Source organism: Tabrizicola sp., assembly GCF_041913445.1.
Lineage (GTDB): Bacteria > Pseudomonadota > Alphaproteobacteria > Rhodobacterales > Rhodobacteraceae > Tabrizicola.
The window spans coordinates 72,595-89,249 of record NZ_JAYSFG010000016.1 but is presented as its reverse complement, the minus strand read 5'-3'; the positions used below and the strand labels follow the sequence as shown (position 1 = coordinate 89,249).

14 protein-coding genes are annotated in these 16,655 nt (G+C 66.6%); 10 read left to right on the top strand and 4 right to left on the bottom strand.

Going from position 1 to position 16,655, the window contains the following annotated elements:
• Positions 1-169 precede the first annotated feature (169 nt).
• Both ACE3Q6_RS16550 and ACE3Q6_RS16545 read right to left on the bottom strand, forming a co-directional pair.
• Positions 170-1,219, bottom strand: coding sequence for an ABC transporter ATP-binding protein (locus ACE3Q6_RS16550; RefSeq protein ID WP_374434715.1), 1,050 nt, complete (start codon positions 1,217-1,219; stop codon positions 170-172).
• Positions 1,220-1,236: 17 nt separating this feature from the next.
• Positions 1,237-2,022 (bottom strand): IclR family transcriptional regulator, encoded by a 786-nt coding sequence (locus tag ACE3Q6_RS16545; RefSeq protein ID WP_374434713.1) that lies wholly within the window; start codon positions 2,020-2,022, stop codon positions 1,237-1,239.
• A gap of 105 nt (positions 2,023-2,127) precedes the next feature.
• On the opposite strand from ACE3Q6_RS16545, the gene ACE3Q6_RS16540 reads away from it, so the two are divergent.
• The 9 genes from ACE3Q6_RS16540 to ACE3Q6_RS16500 all read left to right on the top strand — a co-directional run bounded on the left by ACE3Q6_RS16540 (position 2,128) and on the right by ACE3Q6_RS16500 (position 12,290).
• The gene (locus ACE3Q6_RS16540; RefSeq protein WP_374434710.1) at positions 2,128-3,381 is read left to right on the top strand and encodes an ABC transporter substrate-binding protein; all 1,254 of its coding nucleotides are present in this window, start codon (positions 2,128-2,130) and stop codon (positions 3,379-3,381) included.
• Between the two features lie 76 nt (positions 3,382-3,457).
• Positions 3,458-4,375, top strand: a complete 918-nt coding sequence (locus ACE3Q6_RS16535) for a carbohydrate ABC transporter permease (protein ID WP_374434707.1) — start codon at positions 3,458-3,460, stop codon at positions 4,373-4,375.
• 1 nt (position 4,376) lies between these two features.
• On the top strand, positions 4,377-5,222 hold the full coding sequence (locus ACE3Q6_RS16530) for a carbohydrate ABC transporter permease (protein WP_374434704.1): 846 nt from the start codon (positions 4,377-4,379) through the stop codon (positions 5,220-5,222).
• Entirely contained in the window at positions 5,222-7,285 is a 2,064-nt protein-coding gene (locus ACE3Q6_RS16525; protein WP_374434702.1) for an alpha-galactosidase, read from the top strand. Before ACE3Q6_RS16530 ends, ACE3Q6_RS16525 begins: the two co-directional genes overlap by 1 nt.
• Positions 7,282-8,046, top strand: a complete 765-nt coding sequence (locus ACE3Q6_RS16520) for an SDR family NAD(P)-dependent oxidoreductase (RefSeq protein ID WP_374434700.1) — start codon at positions 7,282-7,284, stop codon at positions 8,044-8,046. The genes ACE3Q6_RS16525 and ACE3Q6_RS16520 overlap by 4 nt, the downstream gene beginning before the upstream one ends.
• Positions 8,043-8,954: a 2-dehydro-3-deoxygalactonokinase gene (locus ACE3Q6_RS16515; protein ID WP_374434696.1), complete on the top strand. Its 912-nt coding sequence runs from the start codon at positions 8,043-8,045 to the stop codon at positions 8,952-8,954. The genes ACE3Q6_RS16520 and ACE3Q6_RS16515 overlap by 4 nt, the downstream gene beginning before the upstream one ends.
• Positions 8,951-9,556: a 2-dehydro-3-deoxy-6-phosphogalactonate aldolase gene (locus tag ACE3Q6_RS16510; RefSeq protein ID WP_374434694.1), complete on the top strand. Its 606-nt coding sequence runs from the start codon at positions 8,951-8,953 to the stop codon at positions 9,554-9,556. Before ACE3Q6_RS16515 ends, ACE3Q6_RS16510 begins: the two co-directional genes overlap by 4 nt.
• Complete coding sequence (locus tag ACE3Q6_RS16505) at positions 9,553-10,389, top strand: SMP-30/gluconolactonase/LRE family protein (RefSeq protein ID WP_374434692.1); 837 nt, start codon at positions 9,553-9,555, stop codon at positions 10,387-10,389. Before ACE3Q6_RS16510 ends, ACE3Q6_RS16505 begins: the two co-directional genes overlap by 4 nt.
• Positions 10,386-12,290 (top strand): beta-galactosidase, encoded by a 1,905-nt coding sequence (locus tag ACE3Q6_RS16500; protein ID WP_374434690.1) that lies wholly within the window; start codon positions 10,386-10,388, stop codon positions 12,288-12,290. The genes ACE3Q6_RS16505 and ACE3Q6_RS16500 overlap by 4 nt, the downstream gene beginning before the upstream one ends.
• 44 nt (positions 12,291-12,334) lie before the next feature.
• Here ACE3Q6_RS16500 and ACE3Q6_RS16495 read toward each other — a convergent pair whose 3' ends face one another.
• Complete coding sequence (locus ACE3Q6_RS16495) at positions 12,335-13,945, bottom strand: alpha-amylase family glycosyl hydrolase (protein WP_374434688.1); 1,611 nt, start codon at positions 13,943-13,945, stop codon at positions 12,335-12,337.
• 228 nt (positions 13,946-14,173) lie between these two features.
• Here ACE3Q6_RS16495 and ACE3Q6_RS16490 point away from each other — a divergent pair, with 228 nt between their 5' ends.
• Positions 14,174-15,412, top strand: coding sequence for an MFS transporter (locus ACE3Q6_RS16490; RefSeq protein WP_374434685.1), 1,239 nt, complete (start codon positions 14,174-14,176; stop codon positions 15,410-15,412).
• Positions 15,413-15,463: 51 nt separating this feature from the next.
• Here the strand turns inward: ACE3Q6_RS16490 and ACE3Q6_RS16485 are convergent, their stop codons facing one another.
• Entirely contained in the window at positions 15,464-16,510 is a 1,047-nt protein-coding gene (locus ACE3Q6_RS16485) for a DUF4424 family protein (RefSeq protein ID WP_374434683.1), read from the bottom strand.
• Positions 16,511-16,655 lie beyond the last annotated feature (145 nt).

Sequence of the window (16,655 nt, the reverse complement as noted above, 5' to 3'; positions counted from 1 at the left end):
TTGTGCGCGGCCGTTGACGAATCGTTAGGCTTTTGGGCAGGCGTCGGCCCCCCTCACCCTACCCTCTCCCCCAAGGGGAGAGGGGGGCTTGGGGCCGCTGTCCGTCCAGGCAGGGAACGGTCGGGTACGCCCCAGCGAGGAGCGCCGAAGGCGGACGACGAGCGGTGCCTTAGCGCAGGCGCAGGCCGTCCTTGTCGAAGAGCATCGCGTCCCTGGCGTCGAAGGTGACGCCCACCATTGCGCCCGGCTCAAGCGAGACCTGGTCGTGGCGTTCCACGATCAGCTTCTCGCCCGAGGGCGCGGTGAGATGTACGTAGGAGACACCCCCCAGCGCCTCGGTCAATTCAACGCGGTGCGTGTCGCCCTGCACGATCTTCAGATGCTGCGGGCGGAGGCCCACGGTGACTTCGGCCCCCCGGGCAGGCAGGGCGACCGAGGTCTGAACCGGCCCGATGCCCTTGGCGGCGACCAGACCCGTCTCGGCCATGCCGGAGACAAAGTTCATCGCCGGGCTGCCGATGAAGCCCGCGACGAACTTGTTGTCGGGGTTGTTGTAAAGGTCGAGGGGTTTGCCCACCTGCTCGATCCGGCCGGAGCGGAGGACGACGATCTTGTCGGCCAGCGTCATCGCCTCGACCTGGTCGTGGGTCACGTAGATCATCGTCGCGCCGATCTCGCGGTGGAGCCTTGCGATTTCGACGCGCATCTCGACGCGCAGCTCGGCGTCGAGGTTGGAGAGCGGTTCGTCGAAGAGGAACACCTCCGGCCCCCGGACGATGGCACGGCCGATGGCGACGCGCTGGCGCTGGCCGCCGGAGAGGGCCTTGGGTTTGCGTTCGAGAAGCGGTTCGAGCTTGAGGATGCGCGCGGCCTCGGCGACCTTGCGGTCGATCTCGGCCTTGGGATGGCCGGTCATCTTCAACCCGAAGCCCATGTTCTCGGCCACCGTCATGTGGGGGTAAAGCGCGTAGGTCTGGAACACCATCGCCACGCCGCGTTCGCTGGGGTCGATGTAGGTCACGTCCTTTGCGCCGATGCGGATGGCGCCCGAACTCGTCTCCTCCAGCCCCGCGATCATCCGCAGAAGCGTGGATTTCCCGCAGCCCGAGGGACCCACGAAGACGCAGAACTCTCCGTCGTCGATTTTCAGGTCGACCCCGTGGATCACCTGCACGTCGCCAAAGCGCTTGACGACCTTTTCCAGCGTCACTCCCGTCATCGGTTTCCTCCCCCCGATTAAACCTGTTCCGGAAAGCGCCAGCTTTCCGCTTCCGCGGCGATCTTCGCCGCAATGTCTTTGATCATTGGCGCCTGGGCCCCGAGTGCGTCCAAAGTCGTCCGCGCCGTGGTCGAGGTGACCGACAGGGCCCCCATCACCCGGCCCTGACGCGAGAGAATCGGCACCGCGCAGCAGATGATTCCCGCCTCGTGCTCTTCCCGGTCCCAGGCATGGCCGCGTTGGCGAATCGCCTGAAGCTCTTCCAGCAGCGCCTCGCGGCTGGCGAGCGTGTGGGGCGTGAAGCGGTGGAAGGACTGGCGGGCGAGGGCCGCCTCCAGCGCCTCGGGCGGCAGGTAGGCGAGCATCGCCTTGCCGACGCCGGTGCAATAGGCGGGGCCGACCTTGCCGGCTTGCGCGAACATCTCCACCGGCTTCGCGGCGTTGCGCTTGTCGACATAAAGGACCTGTCCAAGGTCCATCTGCGCCAGGTGGATCGTCTCGCCGGTTTCCCGTGCCAATTCATCAAGATAGGGCCGTGCGATCGGCGCTAGCGAGGACTGCGACCAGGCCGCATGGGCAAGACGCACAAGGCGAACGCCAAGCGCATAGGTGCCGGTATCGGGGTCCAATGTCAGCATCCCCTGATGCGTCAGGGTCTGCAGCAGGCGGTACAAGGTGGCCTTGGGATAGTCCGCTTCCGCGAGGAGATCGGAGAAGCGCACGGGGCGGCCGTGGCTGGCCACCATGTCCAAGACGTCCAGCGCCTTGCCGACGGTTCCGTCTGCATGTCCCTCCGCGCCCACCGGTTCCTCCCCCGAACGTGGTTGTTGACAGGATAGACGATAGCCGACATAGTTTTCAATATTCAAGACTTAGTTTCAAATAGTGAAACCAAACGGGAGGAAACCATGGTTCACAAACTGAAGGGCGCATTGGCGCTCGGGGCGGCTTTGATGCTGTCCACTTCGGCTTTCGCGCAGGACAAGCGCGTCGTCACCTGGAACGCGGACTATGACCCGATCCCGCTGGCGGCCGCCGAAGCCCTGATCGCCGATTTCGAGGCCGCGAACCCCGAGATCGACATCCAGCTGACCAACTTCGACCACGAAGCCTACAAGAACGCGATCCGCAACTTCCTGACCGCGGACCCGCCGGACCTGGCCAACTGGTATGCCGCGAACCGGATGCGTCCGTTCGTGGAAGCCGGCCTGTTCGCCGACATCACCGATGTGTGGGAAGCCAACGGGCTGAAGGACGCGCTGGCGTCGTCCGTGCCCTCGGCCTCGATCGACGGCAAGTTCTACGCGATCCCCTACACCTACTATCAGTGGGGCATCTACTATAACCGCGACGCCTACAAGGCGGCGGGTGTCGAGGTTCCGGGGCCGGAAGGCGTGACCTGGGACCAGTTCCTGGCCAACTGCGAGAAGTTCAAGGCCGCGGGCATCGACTGCGTGACCACCGGTTCGTCGGCGTTGTGGCCGGTCGCGGGGATCTTCGACTACGTCTCGATGCGCACCAACGGCTACCAGTTCCACTCTGACCTCGCCGCGGGCAAGATCTCGTGGACCTCGCCGGAAGTGGGCGCGGTGTTCGACAACCTGGCCAAGCTCCAGCCCTACGTCACCGCGAACCATGCCGCGATCGACTGGCAGGATGCGGCGGCTCTGCTGGTGCAGGGCAAGGCTGCGAACTACGTGATGGGCAACTTCGCTGTCGGCGTCTTCAAGGAAGGCGGGATGACGAACGACAACCTGGGCTTCATGGTGTTCCCGGAAATCACCGCTGGTGTGGCCCGGGCCGAGGAAGCGCCGACCGACACGATCCACCTGACGTCGGGCGCGAAGAACCCCGAGGATGCCAAGGCGTTCCTGGCCTACATGGCCAGCGCCGAAGCGCAGTCCAAGTGGAACGCGGCCGTGGGCCAGCTGCCCACCAACAAGAACGCGACGGTCGATGCGGCTGACCCGTTCCTGACCGCGGGCTTCCAGGCGCTGTCCACCGCGACGGGCGGGATCGCCCAGTTCTGGGACCGCGATGCGGACGCCGAATATGCCAAGGTCGGCATGGAAGGCTTCCAGCAGTTCCTGGTGCAGCCGGACCAGCGCGACGCGATCCTGGAGCGGCTGGAGCAGGCCCGCACCCGCCTCTATCCGCAGTGATCTGAGCTAACGGGCGCCTCCCTTCCTGGGGGGCGCCTTTTTCCGTTTTGCCGTTTCGTTTTCCGGGGGGGAGAACATGGCTGAGGCAGCTTCGACACCGCGGCGCTGGACCCAGAGGAGCGTGGCTCCATGGCTGTTCCTGGCCCCCGGGTTGCTGATGTTCGGGGTCTACGTGCTGTGGCCCATCGTCCAGAGCGTGACGCTGTCGTTCTATGATTGGGACGGGCTGTACAACAAGGATGGCGAGTTCATGGGCCGCTTCGTCGGCATGGGGAACTACCAGGAGCTTGTCACCGACCCGGCCTTCACGGTCAGCCTGTGGAACAACCTGAAATGGCTGGTCCTGTACATGCTGGCGCTGCCCATTGGCCTGTTCATCGCGATCTTCCTGAACCAGACCGTGACGGGCATCCGCCTCTACAAGTCCCTGTTCTTCTTTCCCTTCGTCATCAGCCAGGTCGTCGTCGGCCTGATCTTCGCCTGGTTCTACGCGCCGAACTTCGGGCTGTTCTACCTGCTGACCGAGAACATCTTCGGCCAGGGCACCGCGATCCTGGCGGACCCGGACCTGGTGACCTACGGCATCATCGCCGCGGGACTTTGGCCGCAGATTGCCTATGTGATGATCCTGTACCTCACCGGCCTGAACAACGTCGCCCCCGACCAGATCGAGGCAGCGCGGCTGGATGGGGCGAAGGGGTGGCGGATGCTGTGGTATGTGGTGCTGCCTCAGCTGCGCCCGGCCACGTTCATTGCGGTCATCGTCACCGTCATCGGAGCGCTGCGGTCGTTCGACCTGGTGTCGATCATGACCAACGGCGGGCCGTTCGGGTCATCCCGGGTCCTCTCCTATTACATGTTCGAGATGGCGCTTGGCGAATACGGCTTCCGCATGGGCTATGGGGCCGCCATCGCCGTGGTGCTTTTCCTGATCATGATGGTCTTCATTTCGGGCTTCATCTGGAAGATGTGGCGCGACGAGAGGGAGCGCTGAGATGTTTCCACGTCCGATCCAGAAATCCAGCCCCGCGGCGCAGTGGATCTACACTATCGCGCTGCCCGTCGCCCTACTGATCTGGCTCTTCCCGCTTCTCGGGGTCGCGCTGACCTCGTTGCGCCCGGCTTCGGACTTGGCGCAGGGGAACTACTTCGGGATGCCTTCGGGCATCGCCTGGGAGAACTACAAGTTCATCTTCACCGAAACGCCCATCGGCCAGTACATGCTGAACTCGATGTGGGTGACGATCCCCACCGTGATCGGCGCGGTGAGCCTCAGCCTGATGACGGGCTTCGCGCTGGCGGTCTACGGGTTCCGGGCGAACATCCTGGTGTTCTTCATGTTCGTGGCGGGGAACTTCGTCCCGTACCAGATCCTGATGGTCCCGGTCCGCGACATGACGCTGCAGCTGGGGATGTACGACACCTGGTATGGGCTGGCGCTCTTCCACATCGCCTTCCAGACCGGCTTCTGCACGCTCTTCATGCGGAACTTCATCAAGGCCCTGCCGTATGAGCTGATCGAGGCCGCCCGGGTCGAGGGCGTCAGCGAATGGCGCATCTTCTGGTATATCGTCCTGCCGCTAATGCGGCCCGCCATCGCAGCGTTGAGCGTGCTCGTCTTCACCTTCATCTGGAACGACTTCTTCTGGGCCACCGTGCTGACCCAGGGCGTCGACAGCCAGCCGATCACCGCGGGGCTCTCTTCGCTGAACGGCCAGTGGATCGCCCAGTGGCACCTCGTTTCGGCGGGTTCCATCCTCGCCGCCCTGCCGCCGGTGGCGATGTTCTTCCTGATGCAGAAGCACTTCATCGCGGGTCTGACGCTTGGGGCCGTGAAGTAATGCAGTGGAGGATCGATACGCAGGGGCAGACCATCGCCCTTGCGACGGACAGCGGCATCCCGGAGGTGATCTACTGGGGGCCGTCCCTGCCGCAGGCAGAGGACCTGGGCCAAATCGCGCTCGCCACGCAGCATGACCTGACCGGCGGGATGCTGGACAGGCTTCCGTCGCTGAGCCTGTCGCCCGAACCGGGGCAGGCCTTCCAGGGCCAGCCGGGGCATGTGCTGGCCGAGGAGGAGGGATCGCCGCTGCTTCCGGCCTTTAGGTTCGAGCGGGCCGACACCCGCCCAGACGGCCTGACCCTGATCTCCACGGCCCCCGGCCTTGTGCTGACCCATGTCCTCCAAGCCCAGCCCACCGGCACGATCACCCTGCAGACCCGGCTTTCCTCCGACCGGCCGATCCGTGTCCAATGGCTGGCCGCGCCGGTCCTGCCCGCCCCGCAGGACGGCGACATGATCGACGTGCACGGCAAATGGATCGGCGAGTTCCATCTGCTCCGCACCCCCTGGTCGCCCGGCATCCGCCTGCGCGAGGCGCGGACGGGGCGGTCGGGGCAGGAGCATCCGCCCTACCTGATCCTTTCCGGTGACGGTTGCACCAACACGGCCGGCGCGGCGTTCGGCCTGCACTACGCCTGGTCGGGCGGGCACCGGATGGTGGCCGAGGAATTGCCGGACGGTCGGCGTCAGGTGCAGTTCGGCCATGCCTTCGGGGCCGAAACGGAACCGGGCACCTCCTTCGAGACCGCTGAGTTGATCGTCGCTTGCTCGGCGGAAGGCCTGAACGGCATCGGCGCGGCCTTCCAGCGCGACCTGCGTGACCGGGTGGTTCAGTGGCCGGATGCCAAGCGCCCGCGCCCGGTGCATTACAATTGCTGGGAAGCGGTCTACTTCGACCACAAGCTGGACACCCTGGCCGAGTTCGCCACCCGTGCGGCGGCCCTTGGGGCGGAACGCTTCGTCCTTGACGACGGCTGGTTCGGCAAGCGGGACGACGACACTTCGTCGCTGGGGGACTGGACCATCGACCGGCGGAAATGGCCCGAGGGGCTGACGCCGCTCATCCGTCACGTCCATACGCTGGGCATGAGTTTCGGCCTCTGGTTCGAGCCGGAGATGGTGAACCCGAACTCCGACCTCTACCGCGCCCATCCGGACTGGAGGCTGGGACCGGCCGACCAGACGACGGGCCGGAACCAGATGGTCTTGAACCTCGCGCTGCCGGAGGTGCGGGACAGCCTCTTCCAGCAGGTCTCGGCAGTGCTGGCGGAATACCCGATCGACTACGTCAAGTGGGACCACAACCGCCTGCTGCCGGTGGTCGATGCCGCCCAGACGCGGGGGGTCTATGAGCTGATCGACCGCCTCCGCGCGGCGCATCCGGGGGTGGAGATCGAAAGCTGCGCCAGCGGCGGCGGGCGGATCGACGCGGGCATCCTCGCGCGGACCCACCGTGTCTGGCTGAGTGACAGCAACGACGCGCTGGAACGCCTGCGGATACAGCACGACGCGGCGCTGTTCCTGCCGTCGGCCATCACCGGAAGCCATGTCGGCCCGCGGCATTGCCACACGTCGGGCCGGGTCCTGCCGATGGCCTTCCGCGCCTGGGTCGCCGCCCAGCGCCACATAGGCTTCGAGATGGACCTGCGCGAACTGACCGAGGACGAGGCGCTGGTGCTGGGGCGGGTGACGTCCTGGTACAAGGCCAACCGCGACTGGATGATGGGCGGCACGATCCTGCGGCTGGACAGCGACGACCCGGCGGTTACGGCCGAAATGCAGCTGGCGGCAGGGGGCGACCGCTTCGTGGTCTTTGCCGGTCAGGCGGAAACCAGCCGCCAGATCCTGCCGCGTCCGCTGCGGCTGACCGGGCTGGAACCCGAGGCACGCTATACGGTTTCCCTCCTGAACCCCGAAGACGCCCCGCGCCAGTCGCGGGGACCCAATGCGCTCAAGGCTGGCCCCTTGACGCTGACCGGCCGGATGCTCATGACGCGTGGCATCCTTTTGCCCGTAGCCTGGCCCGCGACCATGTGGGTCCTTGAAGGACGCAAGCTGTGACAGATCCCGTCTTCCCCGACCTCAAGGGCCGTTCCGTCTTTGTCACCGGCGGCGGATCCGGCATCGGCGCGGCCCTGACCGAGGCCTTCCTGCGCCAGGGCGCCAAGGTCGCCTTCTGCCAGCGGTCGGACGGCACCGCCTTCTGCGACGCGATGGAAAAGGCCACGGGGAACCGGCCGCTGTTCCTGCCCTGCGACATCTCGGTCACGGACCAATTGCAGCTGACCCTGTCCACGGCGGCCAAGGCGCATGGTCCGATCACGGTCCTGGTCAACAACGCCGCGAACGACCAGCGGCACGAGACGCTGAAGACCGACGAGACCTTCTGGGACTGGTCGATCAACGTGAACCTGCGGTCCTATTTCTTCGCCTGCCAGTCGGTGATCCCGGGGATGAAGGCCGCGGGCGGCGGGTCGATCATCAACTTCTCCTCGATCAGCTTCATGATGGCCGACACGGGCTATGCTGCCTACATCACCGCCAATGCCGGGATCGTGGGCCTCACCCGGACCCTTGCGCGCGAGTTCGGGCCGGACCGCATCCGCGTGAACGCCGTCGCGCCCGGTTGGGTGCTGACGGAACGGCAGAAGGAAATGTGGGTCACGCCCGAGGGCCTTGCCGCGCACCTGGAGCGCCAATGCCTGCCCGACCCGATCCAGCCCGAGGACGTGGCCGGGACGGTCCTGTTCCTCGCCTCGGAAGCATCGAAGATGATGACCTCGCAGACGCTGATCCTGGATGGGGGGTATATCTCGTCATGACCGACCCGGTGAAACCCGCCTGGATCGCCGTCGACTGGGGCACCTCGAACCTGCGCGCCTGGGCGATGTCCGGGGACGGGACGGTGCTGGCCGAGGCGTCGTCGGACGAAGGCATGGGCAAGCTTCCCCGCGAGGGGTTCGAGCCCGCGCTGGTCCGGCTGATCGCGCCCTGGCTGGCGGAGAGGCCCCCGGTCGTCGCCTGCGGTATGGTCGGTAGCCGCCAGGGCTGGTGCGAGGCGCCTTACCGGACGGTCCCCTGCACCCCGCTGGATATGGCGGCGCAAGTCCAGGCCCCGACGACCGACCCGCGCCTGCGCGTCGCAATCGCCCCCGGCCTGAAGCAGACCACCCCCGCCGACGTGATGCGCGGAGAAGAGACCCAGATCGCCGGCGCCCTGCGGCTGATGCCGGGTTACGACGGCGTCCTCTGCCTGCCCGGCACCCATTCCAAATGGGTCCACATCAGCGCGGGCGAGGTCGTCAGCTTCCAGACCTTCATGACCGGCGAGATGTTCGCGCTGCTCTCCGAAGCCTCGGTCCTGCGCCACGGGATGCAGGGCGGGGGCTGGGACGACGCGGCCTTCGATGCGGCCGTCTCGGATGCCCTGTCGAAGCCCGAGAAACTCGGCGCGCGGCTCTTCTCGCTGCGCGCCGAGGGGCTGATCGCGGGGCTTTCGCCGCAGGCGGCGCGGGCACGGCTTTCGGGCCTGCTGATCGGTACGGAACTCGCCGCCGCGAAACCCTATTGGCTGGGCCAGCGCGTCACGCTGATCGGGGCCGAGAAGCTTTCGGCCGCCTACGCCCGCGCGCTGCAGGCCCAGGGCGTCGAGGCCCAGCGCCTGAACGCCACCGACTGCACCTTGGCGGGCCTTGGCTCGCTTTCCCCCATGACCGAGGGCGCCCGATGACCCACCGCAACCTGATCGCCATTCTGCGCGGGATCACCCCGTCCGAGGCCGCCGCCGCGGCGCAGGCGCTGGTCGCCGCCGGGATCACCCGGATCGAGGTGCCGCTGAATTCGCCCGACCCCTTCGCCTCGATCACCGCGATGGTGAAGGCCACGAAAGATGCCGAGATCGGCGCGGGTACGGTGCTGACGGTCGAGGAGGTGGGAAAGGTCAAGGCCGCGGGCGGCAGCCTTGTCGTGTCGCCCAACTGCGACCCGGACGTGATTTGCGCCACCCGCGCCCAGGGCATGGCCTCCTGGCCCGGGGTGATGACGCCGACGGAATGTTTCGCCGCCATCAAGGCCGGGGCGACGGGCCTCAAGCTCTTCCCCGGCAGCCTGATCGGCCCCGACGGGCTGAAGGCCATCCGCGCCGTCCTGCCCAAGGACCTGCCGGTCTATGCCGTGGGCGGGGCCGGGCCGGACAACTTTGCCGACTGGGTGAAGGCCGGGGCCAACGGCTTCGGCATCGGAACCGCGCTTTACACCCCCGGGTTGTCGGTGGACGAAATCCACGCCCGCGCGACCCGGATCGTCGCGGCCCATGACACGGTATTCCCATGATCTATGACTCCCGCCCTTGCGAGCTGGGGGAAGGCCCGCTCTGGCACCCCTTGCGCGAGGAACTTTTCTGGTTCGATATCCTGAACCGGACACTGCACTCCAAGGCCACCTCCTGGCCATTCGACGTCTATGTCTCGGCCGCCGGATGGATCAGCCGGGACGAGCTGATGATCGCCTCGGAGGTCGGGCTTTTCCGCTTCAACCTGGTCACCGCCACAGGAACGCCGGTCGTCGAGGCGGGCACCTCCCAGACCCGGTCGAACGACGGCCGCGCCGACCGGCAGGGCGGGTTCTGGTTCGGGACGATGGGGAAGAAGGCCGAAAAGGGCGCCGGCGGGATCTGGCGCTGGTATCGCGGAGAGCTGCGCCAGCTGTTCAAGGGCATCTCGATCCCGAACTCGATCTGCTTCACCCTGGACGGGCGTGCCGCGCATTTCTCGGACACGGCGGAAGGCAAGGTGATGAAGGTCGCGCTGGACGCCGAGGGCTGGCCGGTGGGCGAGCCTGAGCTTTGGCACGACTTCGACCGGGCCGGGCTGAACCCCGATGGCGCGGTGATCGACGCCGAGGGCCGGTTCTGGAATGCGCAGTGGGGCGAAGGGCGGGTGGCCTGCTATGCCCCCGACGGCGCCTTCCTGCAGGCCATCGAGACGCCCGGCGCGCCGCAATCGTCCTGTCCGGCCTTCGGTGGCCCGGACCTTTCCACCCTTTTCGTCACCACCGCCCTTGAACACATGGACGCCGAGGCGCGGGCGAAGCATCCGGCCTCGGGCCAGGTCTTTGCCTTCCCCGGCATCGCCAAGGGCCTTCCCGAACCTCAGGTCAAACCATGAAAAGAACGCTCGGCGTCTGCTACTACCCCGAACACTGGAACGAGGCGCAATGGGCCGAGGACGCCGCCCGGATGGCCCGCCTGGGCCTGACCTGGGTCAGGATCGGCGAATTCGCCTGGAGCCGGATGGAGCCCGAGCCGGGGCGCTATGACTGGGCCTGGCTGGACCGCGCGATCGAGACCTTGGGCGCGCGCGGGCTGAAGGTCGTCCTCGGCACGCCCACGGCCACCCCGCCGCGCTGGATGATCGACCGTCACCCCGACATGCTGCCGGTGGACGCCCAGGGTCGGCAAAAGGTCTTCGGGTCACGGCGGCACTATGACTTCTCGCACCAGGGCTACCGCGCCGAATGCGCGAAGATCGTCACCGCGCTGGCGGAACGCTACGGCAAGAACCCGCATGTGGCCGCCTGGCAGACCGACAACGAATATGCCTGCAACGAGACGACGCTTTCCTATTCCGAGGCCGCGAAGACCGCGTTCCAGGATTGGCTGGCGCAGAAGTACCAGTCGCCCGACGCGCTGAACCGGGCCTGGGGCAACGTGTTCTGGTCGATGGAATACCGCGACTTCCGCGAGATCGGCCTGCCGAACCTGACGGTGTGCGAGCCGAACCCGTCCCATGTCCTGGACTTCCGCCGCTTCGCCAGTGACGAGGTGCGGGCCTTCAACAAGCTGCAGGTGGACATCATCCGCAAGCACTCGGCCGCCCCCGTCGCGCACAACTTCATGGGCGCGATCACCGAGTTCGACCATTGGGACGTGGGCGACGACCTGGATATCGCGTCCTGGGACAGCTACCCTCTGGGGTTCCTTTCGGACCGGATCCCGGCGGATGCGGAACACAAGCGGCGCTTCGTGCGGCAGGGAGACCCGGACTTCCAGGCCTTCCACCACGACCTCTACCGGTCCGTGGGCAAGGGTCGCTGGTGGATCATGGAACAGCAGCCCGGCCCGGTGAACTGGGCACCCTACAACCCCGATCCATTGCCCGGGATGGCCCGGCTTTGGGCTTGGGAGGCCTTCGCGCACGGGGCGGAGGCGGTGTGCTATTTCCGCTGGCGGCAGGCGCCCTTCGCGCAGGAACAGATGCACGCGGGCCTTCTGCGCCCCGACAGCGCCCCGGCCCAGGCCTTCGGCGAGGCCGAGCAGGTGGCGCAGGAACTGGCCGGGATGCCGGCCGAGGCGGGCACGGGCAAGGCGGCCGTGGCGCTGGTCTTCGACTACGAATCCGACTGGGCCTGGTCGATCCAGCCGCAGGGCCGGAGTTTCCAGTATTTCTGGCTGGTCTTCCACCTGTATCGCGGCCTGCGTCGGCTTGGGCTGAACGTGGACATCGTCCGGCCCGACGTGGCGGACCTGTCGGGATACAAGCTGGTGCTGGCGCCGGGGCTGTTCACGTTGTCCGATCCGCTGAAGTCCGCCCTGTCGCGCTTCGACGGGACGGCGATCCTGGGGCCGCGGACGAATTCCAAGACGAAGGACTTTGCCATCCCGGTTCCCCTGCCCCCTGCCCTCGCGGGGCTGGATGCCGTCGTCGCCCGGGTCGAGAGCCTGCCGCCCGACGTGACTGTCCCGCTCGCGCAGGGCGGTGCGCTGGTGAACTGGCGCGAGAAGCTGGAAGGCGGCGCGCAGGTGGTCGAGGTCAGCGAGGATGGCTGGCCGGCGCTGGTCGCGGCGGGGAAGCTGCATTACCTGGGCGGCTGGCCGGACGAGGTGGCGCTGACCCGGATCCTGCAGCGCGCCTGCGCGGCTGAGGGGATCGAGACCGATCCCCTGCCCGAGGGGCTGCGGCGGCGGGATACCGCGACGCACCGGTTCCTCTTCAACTACAACCCGGTGCCGGCAGAATGGGGCGGCGTCAGCATTCCGCCGGCCGGGGTGCTTTGGACCAAGTTGTAGGGGCGCTTGCTTAGGGTGGGCAATTTGCCCACCCGCATTGGAAATCAGGCGTGAACGGCCACGGTCCCGCTGACCGGCAGGAAGGCCGCGGCATTGGGACCCAGGGTCAGGCGGTCGCCCTGCAGCACCGCATGGATCGACGGCCCGGTCGGTGCCTCTACCCCCGCAACGGTGACCGACAGGGCCACCGGCGACAGGTTGAACAGGCAGAGAAGCGCGCCCTCCCCCTCGCCCCGGACAAAGCCCAGGATCGGTTCGGGCAGGTCCAGGAAGCGGCTCTTGCCCGCCTTCAGCACGTCCGACCCGTTCCGGAAGGCCAGCACCTGGCGGTAATGCTCAAGCACTGACCCCTGCGCGCCCGCCTGCCCCGCGACATGCCGCGCGGCCTGTTCGGGTTTGACCGGCAGCCAGGGCTTCACCGTCGAGAAGCCGCCATGTGGCGAGGCATCCCAGACCATCGGCGTCCGGGTGTTGTCGCGACCGATGGGCTCGGGCCAGAAGTTGATCCCCTGCGGGTCGGTCAGCTCTTCGAAGTCGAGCTGCGTGTCGGTCTGGCCGAGCTCCTCGCCCTGCCAGAGGCAGACCGATCCCTCGAAGGCCAGCAGGAGCGAGGCCGCCTGCTTGGCGAGGTCGCCGATGTTGTCGCCATGCTTGGCCCAGCGGCTGGCGTGGCGGACGACGTCGTGGTTCGAGAACGCCCACATCGGCCAGCCGTTCGGCGCGCCCTTGAAGAAGCCTTCGACCTTCTCGCGGAAGAAGGCGGCCTCGTATTCATAGCCCATCAGTTCGAAGGAATAGCACTGATGAAGCCGCCCCGGCGCGGTGTATTCGCCCATCATCCGGATCGCGTGATGCGCCTCGCCCATCTCGCCCACCGATGCTGCGCCGTATTCGTCCAGAAGCTTGCGGATGCGCTCCATCCAGAGAAGGTTCTCGGGCTGGTTCTTCGAGAAGATGTGGTACTGCATCCCGTAGGGATTGCCCTCGGGCTCCTTCTTCACGCGGTAGTCGGCCGGGTCGTCGCGGTAGAGCGCGTCGTGGAAGAAGTAGTTCACCGTGTCGAAGCGGAAGCCGTCCACCCCGCGTTCCAGCCAGAAGCGCATCACCTCCAGCGCCCAGTCCTGGACGGCGGGGTTGTGGTAGTTGAGGTCGGGCTGCGAGGTCAGGAAGTTGTGCAGGTAATACTGCTTCCGCCGCGCGTCCCATTGCCATGCCGGGCCGCCGAAGACCGAGAGCCAGTTGCAGGGCGGCATCCCGTCATGCTTGGGGTCGGCCCAGACATACCAGTCGGCCTTGGGGTTCAGGCGGTCCTTGCGGCTTTCAGCGAAGAACGGGTGCTGGTCCGAAGTGTGGCTCAGGACCTGGTCGATGATGACCTTCAGCCCCAGTTCATGCGCCCGCGCGATCATCGCGTCGAAATCGGCCAACGTGCCGAAGACCGGGTCCACGTCGCAATAGTCGCTGACGTCGTAGCCCATGTCCTTCATCGGACTCTTGAAGAAGGGCGAAAGCCAGACCGCGTCCACGCCGAGCCCGGCCAGATGGTCCAGCCTGCGGGTGATCCCCGGAAGGTCGCCCACGCCGTCGCCGTTGGAATCCTGGAAGGACCGGGGATAGACCTGATAGGTCACCGCGCCACGCCACCAGTCGGACATTTCCACCCCCACGCCGGAATCGCGAGCGGGCCATAGCCGGGCCGGTGACTGCGCAAAAGTCCAAAGCGCTTGCAGGGCCGCCACCGGCTGCAGAATCCAGCGCTCTGCGGCACATTGGCCACGACCTGCCCGTCCAGGCGGCAAGGCCGGGCTGTAACGGTGACAATATCGCGGTTGACCCTTCCCCTCCCCGCGCGCACCTTGCCGGCCTGACCCGGAGCGCCCCCGATGACCAAAGCCCCCCTGATCACCCCCGTCCTGATTGCCGGCTGCGTGATCCTGATGATCAGCTTCGCGATCCGGGCGAGTTTCGGCGTCTTCCAGATCCCGATCGCCACCGAGTTCGGCTGGCTGCGGGCGGATTTTTCGCTGGCCATCGCGATCCAGAACCTGGCCTGGGGGATCGGGCAGCCGCTGTTCGGCGCGCTGGCGGAACGCTTCGGCGACCGCAAGGCAATCATCGCGGGCGCGCTGATGTATGCGGCGGGGCTGGTCCTGTCGTCCTACGCCGTGACGCCGGGGCAGCATCAGCTTCTGGCGATCCTGGTGGGGTTCGGAATCGCGGGAACGGGGTTCGGCGTGATCCTGGCCATCGTCGGCCGCGCCTCCAGTCCGGAGAACCGGTCGATGGCGCTGGGGATTGCCACGGCGGCGGGGTCGGCGGGCCAGGTGTTCGGCGCGCCGACGGCGGAGTGGCTTTTGCAGAGCTACAGCTGGCAGGTGGTCTTCCTGATCTTCGCCGTGGTGATCCTGGCAACGCTGGCAGCACTTCCGTTCCTGCGCAGCCCGCAGCTTGCGTCAAAACAGGAGCTGGAGGAGAGCCTGGGGACCGTCCTGATCCGGGCGTTCAAGGACCCGTCCTATACGCTGATCTTCCTGGGCTTCTTCTCTTGCGGCTATCAGCTGGCCTTTATCACCGCGCATTTCCCGGCCTTCGTGACCGAGCTTTGTTCCCCCATCGACGCCGGGTCGATGCTGTCGAACATCGGGGTGACCACGACCTCGGCCCTGGGCGCGGTGTCGATCGCGGTGATCGGGCTGTTCAACATCGTCGGCACGCTGACCGCGGGATGGCTGGGCAAGCGCTACACCAAGAAGTACCTGCTGTTCGGGATCTATGTCGGCCGCACCATCGCGGCGGCGGTGTTCATCCTGATGCCGATCACGCCGGTTTCGGTGCTGGTCTTTTCCGCGGTCATGGGCTCGCTCTGGCTGGCGACAGTGCCGCTGACCTCGGGCCTCGTCGCGCATATCTACGGCATCCGCTACATGGGCACGCTGTATGGCGTGGTGTTCCTGAGCCACCAGATCGGCGGGTTCCTGGGCGTGTGGCTGGGCGGGCGGATGTATGACCTGAACGGGGATTACACGCTCGTCTGGTGGATCGGCGTGGGCGTCGGCGCATTCTCGGCGCTGGTCCACCTGCCGATCCGCGAGCGGGTGATGCCGGTCGGGCAGGCGGCCTGACGGACGGCTTCTCGTCGCAAGCGAGGGGAAGCGAAGCGCGACGATGGGCGGCTATTGTTGCATCGGCTGGACGATCAGGACCTCGAGATCGCGGTCGGGGGAATAGTTCGTCTTCTCGATGACGAAGGTCGTGGGGCCGGTTTTCTTCACGCCATCGGCGCAAAGCGAGATGACATTCTTCGGATCGCCCTTGTCCAGCGTCAGGGTGAACTTGCCGATGGGCCCGGCCCAGCTGTTCGCGGTGCGCAGCACGTAAGAGATGTTGTAGGCGGTGCCGTAGTTGCCGAATTCGTCGCCTTCAGGGTTCTTCAGCACCTTGGCCATCGCCTTCGAGGTGCCCTCGTCGATGCAATAGATGTCGCGGAGGTAGGTCTGGTAATCCTCGGGCGGGTCGGACCAGTAGAAGAGGCCCCCGGGCGGACGGTTGGTGTAGCTGTGGCTGACCTTCACCACCTGTCCGGCGGGGAAGGTCTGCGTCCAGTGGTAGCGGGTGACGATCGCCCAGGCGCCCCAGACATCGGGCGGGATGTCGTTGGCGGCGTCGCCTTCGTAGTATTCGGCACGGCCCAGGGCGGCGACCTCGTTCCGTTTCTCGGGCGGGAAGGACAGCAGGACCTCGCGCACCGCCAGGTAGTCGAGCGTCAGGGGAATCCCCAGCCGTTCGAGGTCGGCCGTCACGTCGCGGCCGGGATTGTCGTATTGCTTCGAGGGCGGGTTCTCTTCGTCCCAGCCTTCCTCGACGACGGCGATGCGGTCGATGGTGACCTGCACCGGCTGGCCGTCCACCGTGGCGGTGAAGCCCACGAGGTCTTCCTGCGTCAGGTCCTCGGGCAGGTTCATCATCGCCTCGTAACCGGACCAGACCCCGATGGGCGGCAGGGGGAAGATCACCTCGCCCGTGACGTCCTCGTCGGTGGTGTTGCGGAAAGTGTAGTCGACAGCGACCTTGTCGATGCCGATGTAGAGCCGTTCCTCCTCCATCGCCACGGCGTCGGTCTGTCCGAAGGTGAGGCCGGTGGCGGAAAGGCCGCCGAAACCGTCGTTGGCGAGGGCGGGAGCGGGTGTGGCGAGGGCGAGGGACAACAGGAACGGGCGCATCGGAACCTCTGGTCGTTTGCACCATCTGATGCCGCGGGAGGTCGTCCTGCAAGGGGAGAGCGCCGGAGTTTTCAAAAACACCCGGCCGGGGCCGTCGACTGCGCCGGTGGGGTTGGGTGTGTAAAATAACCCCAGCCCCCCGCCC

Coding starts and splice junctions, on each gene's coding strand:
- ACE3Q6_RS16550 (WP_374434715.1), bottom strand. CDS start 1,219: ATGACGGGAGTGACGCTGGAAAAGGTCGTCAAGCGCTTTGGCGACGTG.
- ACE3Q6_RS16540 (WP_374434710.1), top strand. CDS start 2,128: ATGGTTCACAAACTGAAGGGCGCATTGGCGCTCGGGGCGGCTTTGATG.
- ACE3Q6_RS16535 (WP_374434707.1), top strand. CDS start 3,458: ATGGCTGAGGCAGCTTCGACACCGCGGCGCTGGACCCAGAGGAGCGTG.
- ACE3Q6_RS16530 (WP_374434704.1), top strand. CDS start 4,377: ATGTTTCCACGTCCGATCCAGAAATCCAGCCCCGCGGCGCAGTGGATC.
- ACE3Q6_RS16525 (WP_374434702.1), top strand. CDS start 5,222: ATGCAGTGGAGGATCGATACGCAGGGGCAGACCATCGCCCTTGCGACG.
- ACE3Q6_RS16515 (WP_374434696.1), top strand. CDS start 8,043: ATGACCGACCCGGTGAAACCCGCCTGGATCGCCGTCGACTGGGGCACC.
- ACE3Q6_RS16510 (WP_374434694.1), top strand. CDS start 8,951: ATGACCCACCGCAACCTGATCGCCATTCTGCGCGGGATCACCCCGTCC.
- ACE3Q6_RS16505 (WP_374434692.1), top strand. CDS start 9,553: ATGATCTATGACTCCCGCCCTTGCGAGCTGGGGGAAGGCCCGCTCTGG.
- ACE3Q6_RS16500 (WP_374434690.1), top strand. CDS start 10,386: ATGAAAAGAACGCTCGGCGTCTGCTACTACCCCGAACACTGGAACGAG.
- ACE3Q6_RS16495 (WP_374434688.1), bottom strand. CDS start 13,945: ATGTCCGACTGGTGGCGTGGCGCGGTGACCTATCAGGTCTATCCCCGG.
- ACE3Q6_RS16490 (WP_374434685.1), top strand. CDS start 14,174: ATGACCAAAGCCCCCCTGATCACCCCCGTCCTGATTGCCGGCTGCGTG.
- ACE3Q6_RS16485 (WP_374434683.1), bottom strand. CDS start 16,510: ATGCGCCCGTTCCTGTTGTCCCTCGCCCTCGCCACACCCGCTCCCGCC.